The sequence below is a fragment of the Lentzea tibetensis genome (genome assembly GCF_007845675.1).
Taxonomy (GTDB): Bacteria; Actinomycetota; Actinomycetes; order Mycobacteriales; family Pseudonocardiaceae; genus Lentzea; species Lentzea tibetensis.
The window spans coordinates 190,341-198,527 of record NZ_VOBR01000017.1 but is presented as its reverse complement, the minus strand read 5'-3'; the positions used below and the strand labels follow the sequence as shown (position 1 = coordinate 198,527).

Genomic DNA, 8,187 nt, shown 5'->3' with positions numbered 1-8,187 from the left:
CTGCGTGCTGCGTGCTGCGTGCTGCGTGCCGCGTGCCGCGTGCTGCGTGCTGCGTGCTGCGTGCTGCGTGCTGCGTGCTGCGTGCTGCGTGCTGCGTGCTGCGTGCTGCGTGCCGCGTGCCGCGTGCTGCGTGCTGCGTGCTGCGTGCTGCGTGCCGCGTGCCGCGTGCTGCGTGCTGCGTGCTGCGTGCTGCGTGCTGCGTGCTGCGTGCTGCGTGCTGCGTGCTGCGTGCTGCGTGCCGCGTGCCGCGTGCCGCGTGCCGCTCGCTTTAGCGGTGCTCGCTTTGGCATCGCGCGCGCGAGCGGCGTTCGTTGACGCATTGCTCGCTTGGCGTCGTGCCCTTGGTGTTCGTGCCTTGAGCGGTCGCCTTGGCGCTGCCTGCTTGGGTGTCATGCGTTGAGCGATGCCGTTGGCGTGTGCTCGCCTTGCCGGCTAGCGCGCAGCTCGCCTCGGCTCGCGCATCTGGCGTCGCGCGTTTGGCGATTCCTGCTGCGCCTCGCGCGTCGCCTGCCACCGCGCGGCTTTCGCAGCGCGTGTCCTGGTGCCACTCGGTTGGTGCTGCCCAGCCGCTTCACTGCCTGGCACTTCCCGCCAGCCCGGCTTCCCTGTGTGGCGCGAGGTGCGGCGCGCCGGCGGTGTGTCGGAGGCGGTGCCGTCCGCGGGTGCTGCGGCACCGGTGGGTGGCAGCACCCGCGGACGGACCGACTGTCAGAGCCTCGAGATCAGGGCTTGGGCAGGGTGCAGCCCGGCAGTGACAGGTTGAGCGTGGTGCCCGCGCCGAAGCAGGCGCTGAAGTGGAACGTCTCCTGGCCGTAGTTGATGCCCTTGCGGACGGTCACAGCGCCGGACTGATCGACCTCGCACGGGTTGTTGAGGGTGCAGCGCTCGCCGCTCTCGTTGCCGGTGTTGTTGACACCGACGACCTTGCCGCTGGCCACGTCCACGATCGGGGAGCCGGAGGTGCCGCCGATGGTGTTGCAGGACTGGGTGTAGCGGATCGAGTCCTTCCAGGTCCAGTTCGCTTCCTTGAGGCGGTAGGCGAAGCCGTCGACCTTGCAGGTGTAGATGCGCTTCCAGTAGCCGGACACGACCTTGATGTCGGACTTCGACACCGGGTGCGTGGTGGCGAGCTCGAGCGCGCGGCTGCGGTGCTGCTGCTCGATCTGGCTGTAGGTGGTGTTGAGCTGGTAGAGCGCGGCGTCGGTGTCGGTCATCGTCGCGTACACCAGCTTGGTCGCCTGCAGGGTGGCGATCTGGGTGCCTGCGCCGTTGAGCAGGCGGAACGAGCGGGTCGCCGACTGGTTGACCAGCACCTCACCAGCCGCCATGAACTTCACGCAGTGGCCGTTGGTGAGGACCAGTGCCTTGTCGCCGGGTGCGGAGTTCGGGGTGCGCACCAGCGAGCCCGAGCAGTTGTTCAGCGCCACGATGCCGGTGAAGTCGACCGGCGCGGCCTGGGCCGGAGCCGCGCAGACCGCGAGTGCGATCGCCGTGGCCAGCAGGGAGCCTACGAGTCGTGCCATGTGCAGGGGGTTCCTTTCGGGAAATGGCATCCGGAGCCACCTTGTTACGGATCGTATTGACACCGCTACGGCCGGAAGTACCGTCAACCCGGCGCGGTCGTGTGAAATCACTCCGCGAGCGTTAATCCGTTGGCACCAGCGCTGATCCGTCGGCTACAACCAAGGGCATGTTGCTCAAGTACCCGCGGACGCCGCACCTCGAGGGCTCCCGTCGCCAGCCCGGCGACGAGGACCTCGACTCGGTGCGCTTCGCGGAGCTCAAGGGGCGGCATCTCGTGGTCGAGGAGAAGCTGGACGGCGCGAACGCCGGCATCAGCTTCGACGACGCGGGCGAGCTCCGGCTGCAGAGCCGCGGGCACTTCCTGGGCGGCGGGCCGCGGGAGCGGCAGTTCACACAGCTGAAAGCATGGGCCGCGGCGCATCGGGACCAGCTGTGGGGAGCCATCGGTACGCGCTACGTGCTGTACGGCGAATGGTTGTACGCCAAGCACACCGTGTTCTACGACGCGCTGCCGCACTACTTCTGCGAGTTCGACCTGCTCGACCGGCGCACCGGGGACTTCCTGGACACGCCGGCGCGCAGGCGGGTGCTCGCGGGTACGCAGGTCGTGTCGGTGCCGGTGTTGCACGAGGGCACGCTGCCGAACGTCAAGGCGCTCACCGCGTTCATCGGGCCGTCCACGTGCCGGACGACGCACTGGCGCGCGAACCTGGCCGACGCGGCAGCAGCCGGCGGGCAGGACCCGGACCAGGTGGCGCGGGAGACCGACGCGGACGACGACATGGAAGGCCTCTACGTCAAGGTCGAGGAGAACGGGCTGACCGTCGCCCGCTACAAGTGGGTGCGGCCCACGTTCCTCACCGCGGTGCTCGACTCGGGCAGCCACTGGCAGGAGCGGCCGATCCTGCCGAACCGGCTCGCGGACGCGGCGGTGATGTATGCGGGTCTTTGACGAGCTGTGCCCGAAGCCTCCGATGTGGACGGTCGACTGGGACGCCGTCCACGCCGAGTTCCCGTGGGTGCGGGCGATGGACGGCGTGCCGCAGGACGCGGTGCACCACGCCGAGGGCGACGTCGCCACGCACACGCGGATGGCGTGCGAGGCGTTGACGCGGATCCCCGAGTGGCGAGCCCGGCCGAGCGACGAGCGCACACTGCTCTTCGCGGCCGTATTGCTGCACGACTCGGCGAAGCCGTTCCGGACGCAGATCGAGGACGGGCGCATCACGGCGCACGGGCACTCGCGCGCCGGTGATCTGCTGGTGCGCAAGGTGTTGTGGGAGATGGGTGCCCCGGCACCCTGGCGTGAGCACGTGGCCGCGCTGGTGCGCCACCACCAGGTGCCGTTCTGGGCGCTGGAGCGGCCGGACCTCGAGCGCATCGCGTTCCGGGTCAGTCTGCTGGCGCGCAACGACGACCTGGTCATCCTCGCGACGGCCGACATCCTCGGGCGCGTCTGCGGTGACGCGGACGAGGTGCTGGAGAACATCGCGCTGTACCGCGACTACTGCCGCGAGCTGCGCTGCCTCGACGGGCCGCGCGTGTTCCCGTCGGACCACGCGCGGTTCCAGTACTTCCGCACGCCGGGGCGTGATCCGGGCTACGCGGCGTACGACGACACGCGGGTCGAGGTCACCGTCCTCTCCGGACTGCCCGGCGTCGGCAAGGACCACTGGATCGGCACGCACCGCGCGGACTGGCCGGTCGTCAGCCTCGACGCCGTGCGCGCACGGCTCGGCGTCGGCCCCGGTGGTGACCAGCGGCCGGTCGCGGCGGCGGCGTTCGAGATGGCGCGCGAGCACCTGCGGGCGAAGCAGCGGTTCGTGTGGAACGCGACGAACGTGTCGCGGCAGATGCGGGACCGATGTATCGGACTCGCCGCCGACTACCACGCGCGGATCACCCTGATCGGGCTCGAAGCGCCGCCGGCCACGTTGCGGGCGCGCAACAGCGCCCGGCCGGAGCCGGTACCCGCGGCGGTGATCGACCGGCTCGCTGCCAAGTGGGAGGCGCCGGACCCGACCGAGGCTCACACCGTCGAGTGGATCGACACGCGCTGAGCTAGACCGATCGGGTTACGTCGGTTCAACGGGGATAACGGCGGAAGCGAGCGGCCCGATGATCGTTTCGTTGACCGTTCCCCACTGCGGAACACAACGCGGAACTCAATTCTGAAGAGAACCTGAAGAAATTAGGTGGAAGTAATGATGTCCCTCGTCTGGGCGGCTATCCGCTACGAGGTCGTCGGGTTGACCGGACTGTTGTTCGGGCTGGTCCGATCGGGTCATGTTGGTGAGCAGTGCCGGTAACGGAATGCGCTTACCCGTCGATAAGCCAGCTACAAGTGATTCCACAGCGGCCGATGAGCGCGCGGGCTGACCGCGTCCTGAGCGATTCGTCGGCCTGTTTGCGCTGGTCAGCGTCATGTAGAGTGGCTGTGTCGGAGTAGTTGGAATCAATTCGTTGCCGGTAACGGGTGCCAGCGACGTCGCGACGTCGCAAGCACAACGACATGGCAGGAGTTGAAATGACCTACCCGGTGCGGCCGGTCCGTCACGGTGTGCAGTCCGTCGAACCCGAACGCGGGGGACGAAGATTTCCCGCGTTGCTCGGTATCGCCGGACTGGTCGCCACGGCCGGTTGCCAAGGTCCTGTCGACAACGGTGCGGTGAGTGGTGAACAACCGGCGAAGGCCGCGGTCGCGGTCGAGATGTCGACCTGGGGAAAGCGCGTCACGTGGAAGGACGGCCTCGCCATCGAGGTGTCCGCGCCGGTCGTGTGCACACCGGGTCAGTTCGCGTCGCCGCCGAGCATCGAGCGCGCGATGAGGTTCACCGTGACGGTCGCGAACGACGCGGCCGAGGCGTTCGAGACGGCGGGGCTCGGGGTCGGTGGCACCGCGCGGTTCGACGGGCAGAAGGCGCAGCCGGTGTTCGACGCGAACGGCGACTGCGGTCACGGTGGCATCGAGTCCTCGACCGTGTTGCCGGGCAGCACTTTCACGTACGCGGTCGCGTTCGCGGTCAGTGCGCAGCAGGGCGAGATGAGACTCGTGTTCCAGCCGGACTCCGGCGCCAACAAAGCGATCTTCGTGGGGCAGGCGTGATGGAAGACCTCAGCATCCAGTTCCACCGCGACCTGGTTCGCGGTGTCGAGGAACTCGTGCGGTTCGGCTACGACGGGACGTTCCTGGGCCGCATGCTCGCGGCGCAGGGCGGTGTCGCCACCGCGCGCAGGCTCATCATCAACAACATGCCGTCCTACGGGCTGTGGCGGCTCAGCGAGATCGAACGCATGGAGATGAGCGTCGAGGCGTGGGTGCTGCTGCCGCGCTACGAGTCGCTGTTCGACAAGCAGCTGCGCGAGAAGGCCGCGCGCAAGCTGCGCCAGTTCGGCTGCGACGTCGCCGAGACCGTCCACGCGCTGGAGCAGCACGTGGACACGGTGTGGTACGGAAGTGCCAGAAGATAAGGTCCCGGTGTGGACATCAAGCACGTCGTGTGGGACTGGAACGGCACGATCCTCGACGACAACGACGCGGTCATCGCGGCGGTGAACAACGTGTGCGCGGGCTTCGGCCGGGCGCCGATCACCATCGAGTACTGGCAGTCCATCTTCAGCAGGCCGCTGCTCCAGTGCTACGAGCGGTTGCTCGGCACCAGCCTCACGGACGCCGACTGGGCGCGCATCGACAAGCTCTACCACGACGAGTACCGGCAGCTCCTCACCGTCTGCCGGCTCGCCGGCGGTGTGCCGGACCACCTGCACGAGTGGCACCGCACCGGGCGCACGCAGTCGTTGCTGTCCATGTGGTTCCACGACGAGCTCGTCCCGCTCGTCACCGAGTACGGGCTCGCGGACCTGTTCAGCCGCATCGACGGCCTCCGGCTCACCACCGGTGGCGGCTCGAAGGCCGAGCACCTCGGTGAGCACCTCGAGGCGCTGAAGATCAGTCCGCGCGACACCGTCCTCATCGGGGACGTCGTCGACGACGCGGAGGCGGCGCGCAGCGTCGGGGCGCGCTGCGTGCTCGTCACCACGGGCGTCATGAGCCGCGCGGCACTGGAGGCGACCGGCATGCCGGTCGCCGACTCCATCCCAGAAGCGCTCAACAAGATCTGAAGCGCTCAACAAGATCTGAAGGATCTAACGCCGGTGCTTGCTGCCCCCGTGGTGGCCGACCGCGCGGACCAGCCACAGGGTGCCCGCGGCCGCGACGATCAGGACGATGACCCCGGTGAGCAGGCCGCTGCGACCCGACGAGCTGGTGGGCGCGGGCGACGGCCCCGTCGCGCGGGTCTCGGTGGCCGGGGTCTCGGGGCTGACCGTCAGCGACGTCGACTGCACGAGCCCGGTGCTCTCCAGCAGCGTCATGTGCCCGAGCAGCTGCTCGAGGGAGCCCTGGGCGAGCTCGCGGACGGCGTCGTTGCGGGACGTCGCGCGCGACTCGGCGACCAGGGTGATCAGTGAGCCGTCGGCGGCGCGCAGCAGGTTCGCGAACATGCGGTCGAGCTCGGGGCCGGAGCTCTTGGAGATCGCGTTCGCCCACGACTTCTGCTCGGTCGTCGGCTCGGCGGGGAGGACGACGCCTGCGCGCTGGGCGAAGTCGTAGATCTTCTGCGACAGGACGGTGTGCTCGTCGGCGAGCCGGCCGCTCACGTTGCGCACCCTCGCGTCGGCGGCGCGGTCGGCGGCCTCGCGACTGATCGGCGTCTGCCACAGCGAGTACTGGCGCAGCTGCACGTACAATTCTCGGTCGGCGGGTTCGACGTTGTCCGCGATGATTCGGACTGCGCTCACCTCCGCTTTCTTCCCGTCGAGCTGGAATGCCTTCGGGTCGACCAGTCCGGTGGCCTCCAGCGACGTCATGTTCCGCATCATCCCGTGCATTGTCACGTGCGCGAGGGTGCGCATCGTGCTGTTCTTCGTCAACGCACGAATGCGGGACGCCTGAACGAGCAGTGAACTCTCCGCGGCACGCACCGTGGTGGCAAAGGTGCGGTCGTGGTCTGAACCAATTTTGTCGCTGAGCTCGACGATTCGGGCCTTTTGGTCGCTGTTCGGTTCGTTCGGCAGCACGATTCCGGCGTCCGCGGCCGCCTTCAGAATGTCGACATCGAGCCGGGAATGCGCGTCGAAGATCTCGCGCGCGGCCTTGCGAATGCCTTCGTTCGTTGTCTGGTTCGGCGCCTGGCGGCTCACCGGCATGATCCACAGATTCGCTTGGTGAAGCGCCACGACGAACATTCGATCAGCCGTGTCGATATTCGTCTGCTGCCCCAGTGCGGAGGGTGGCGAAAATGCCGCTCCGACAATGCAGAGAGTGAGCGACGTCAACAAACCGGCTATGCGAACCCGGTACCCCATGGTGCCCGTTCCTCCCGACATCGAGCTGCCTTCGACGTAGATACGCGCAGGTGGCACGCAAGTTCACGACAGATGCATTGATCAATATGTGACGTGCATCACACAACTTTGTGCGAACCATTATGGGCAAATTTACGTACCCGAGAACCTTTCGCGTTTACATAGTATGGTGTAGATGATTCCGCACTCGGAACACGTCGCTCAGGACTGCCGCCCGCAGCGAGACGTCTTCCGATCTCCGGGGAGGTCGCACGCTCCATGGGAAATATGGCCAGAGCAACAGGGGCCCACGAGGACGAAGAATTGCTGACGCTGCTGTACGGGCAGTTCCAGCGCATGCTGTTCTCGCAGGTCCTCTGTCTGACCAACTACGACCGCCAGTGGACCGAGGACGTCGTCCAGGAGACTTTGATCAGGGCCTGGCAGAACTCGGACAACCTCGTGCGTGAACCGGGGATGTTGCGTGGATGGCTTTCCACGGTCGCCAAGCGGATTGTCATCGACGGCTGGCGCAGTAAGCAGGCGCGGCCTCAGGAAGTCGAACTAACGAGACCGGACATTGCTGAATCTCCGGACGAGACAGATCAAACACTTTCCGTAATGGTGATCACCGATGTGATCCGCCAATTGAGTGATGATCACCGGTCGGCAATCTACGAAACGTATGTTCTGGGTCGCACCGTGAAGGAGGCAGCGGTCGTTCTGGGGGTACCGGAAGGAACCGTCAAGTCCCGGCTGTACAAGGCGATGCACACAATCCGCCGGGCTCTGCAGGACAGGAGCTAGTGGGATGGAGATCGGCACACGCCACGATGACGTGGCGGCCTATGTGCTCGGCGTCCTCGGGAGGGAGGACGCCGAGGGGTTCGAGCAGCACCTAGCCCGGTGCGGGCAGTGCCAGCTCGAGCTCGATGAGTTCAGGAGTTTCACGCCGCTGCTGCGCGACCCGTCCGCCCGCGCGGCGCTGTCGATGTCCGCGCGTCAGCCGGTCTGCAAGGTCACGAGAAGCATCCTCTACGTGGCGGCGGGCTTCGTCGTCGCCATCGCGGCGGTGCTGTCCGTCGTCCAGTCGCTCGCCGGCGGTCCCGGCGAACCGGTGGAGGTCAGCTCGGTCGACCAGGCGGGAGGGATCGGGTACCAGCAGGCTTCCCTGTTCGAGCACGTGTGATCCCAGCAACAGGCGCGTCAGGGCCTGCCAGCCCCGCACCATCCTGCCCAAGATCATCTGTTGCTCCGTGGTTTCCCGATCAGTTACCTCTGGGTAAGTTTGCCGGAACGCGTGACTCAGGTCTCTAC

The 8,187-nt window shown here is 67.1% G+C and carries 10 protein-coding genes; 8 read left to right on the top strand and 2 right to left on the bottom strand.

From position 1 onward, the window contains the following. Positions 1 to 315 (top strand): hypothetical protein (locus tag FKR81_RS44430; RefSeq protein WP_222598400.1); only part of this gene is annotated, 315 nt, incomplete at its 5' end. 407 nt (positions 316 to 722) lie between these two features. Here FKR81_RS44430 and FKR81_RS26170 read toward each other — a convergent pair. Further along, positions 723 to 1,523: a S1 family peptidase gene (locus tag FKR81_RS26170; RefSeq protein ID WP_222598399.1), complete on the bottom strand. Its 801-nt coding sequence runs from the start codon at positions 1,521 to 1,523 to the stop codon at positions 723 to 725. Between the two features lie 167 nt (positions 1,524 to 1,690). Between FKR81_RS26170 and FKR81_RS26165 the strand changes: the two genes are divergently transcribed. The 5 genes from FKR81_RS26165 (at position 1,691) to FKR81_RS26145 (ending at position 5,646) form a co-directional block, all read left to right on the top strand. Then, positions 1,691 to 2,476, top strand: a complete 786-nt coding sequence (locus FKR81_RS26165) for an RNA ligase family protein (protein WP_146355426.1) — start codon at positions 1,691 to 1,693, stop codon at positions 2,474 to 2,476. Further along, entirely contained in the window at positions 2,463 to 3,584 is a 1,122-nt protein-coding gene (locus FKR81_RS26160) for an AAA family ATPase (protein WP_146355424.1), read from the top strand. The genes FKR81_RS26165 and FKR81_RS26160 overlap by 14 nt, the downstream gene beginning before the upstream one ends. 452 nt (positions 3,585 to 4,036) lie before the next feature. Beyond that, positions 4,037 to 4,630 carry a hypothetical protein gene (locus FKR81_RS26155; RefSeq protein ID WP_146355422.1) on the top strand — a complete coding sequence of 198 codons (594 nt, stop codon included), beginning with the start codon at positions 4,037 to 4,039 and terminating at the stop codon, positions 4,628 to 4,630. Then, entirely contained in the window at positions 4,630 to 4,995 is a 366-nt protein-coding gene (locus FKR81_RS26150) for a hypothetical protein (protein WP_146355420.1), read from the top strand. The genes FKR81_RS26155 and FKR81_RS26150 overlap by 1 nt, the downstream gene beginning before the upstream one ends. A gap of 9 nt (positions 4,996 to 5,004) precedes the next feature. Then, positions 5,005 to 5,646, top strand: a complete 642-nt coding sequence (locus tag FKR81_RS26145) for an HAD family hydrolase (protein ID WP_235921772.1) — start codon at positions 5,005 to 5,007, stop codon at positions 5,644 to 5,646. Between the two features lie 24 nt (positions 5,647 to 5,670). On the opposite strand, the gene FKR81_RS26140 is transcribed toward FKR81_RS26145, so the two are convergent. Then, a complete protein-coding gene (locus FKR81_RS26140; RefSeq protein WP_186763177.1) occupies positions 5,671 to 6,891 on the bottom strand; it encodes a DUF4142 domain-containing protein in 1,221 nt (406 codons plus the stop codon). Between the two features lie 258 nt (positions 6,892 to 7,149). Between FKR81_RS26140 and FKR81_RS26135 the strand changes: the two genes are divergently transcribed. Beyond that, complete coding sequence (locus FKR81_RS26135) at positions 7,150 to 7,677, top strand: sigma-70 family RNA polymerase sigma factor (RefSeq protein ID WP_146355416.1); 528 nt, start codon at positions 7,150 to 7,152, stop codon at positions 7,675 to 7,677. Positions 7,678 to 7,681: 4 nt separating this feature from the next. Beyond that, on the top strand, positions 7,682 to 8,059 hold the full coding sequence (locus FKR81_RS26130; RefSeq protein WP_146355414.1) for an anti-sigma factor family protein: 378 nt from the start codon (positions 7,682 to 7,684) through the stop codon (positions 8,057 to 8,059). Positions 8,060 to 8,187 lie beyond the last annotated feature (128 nt).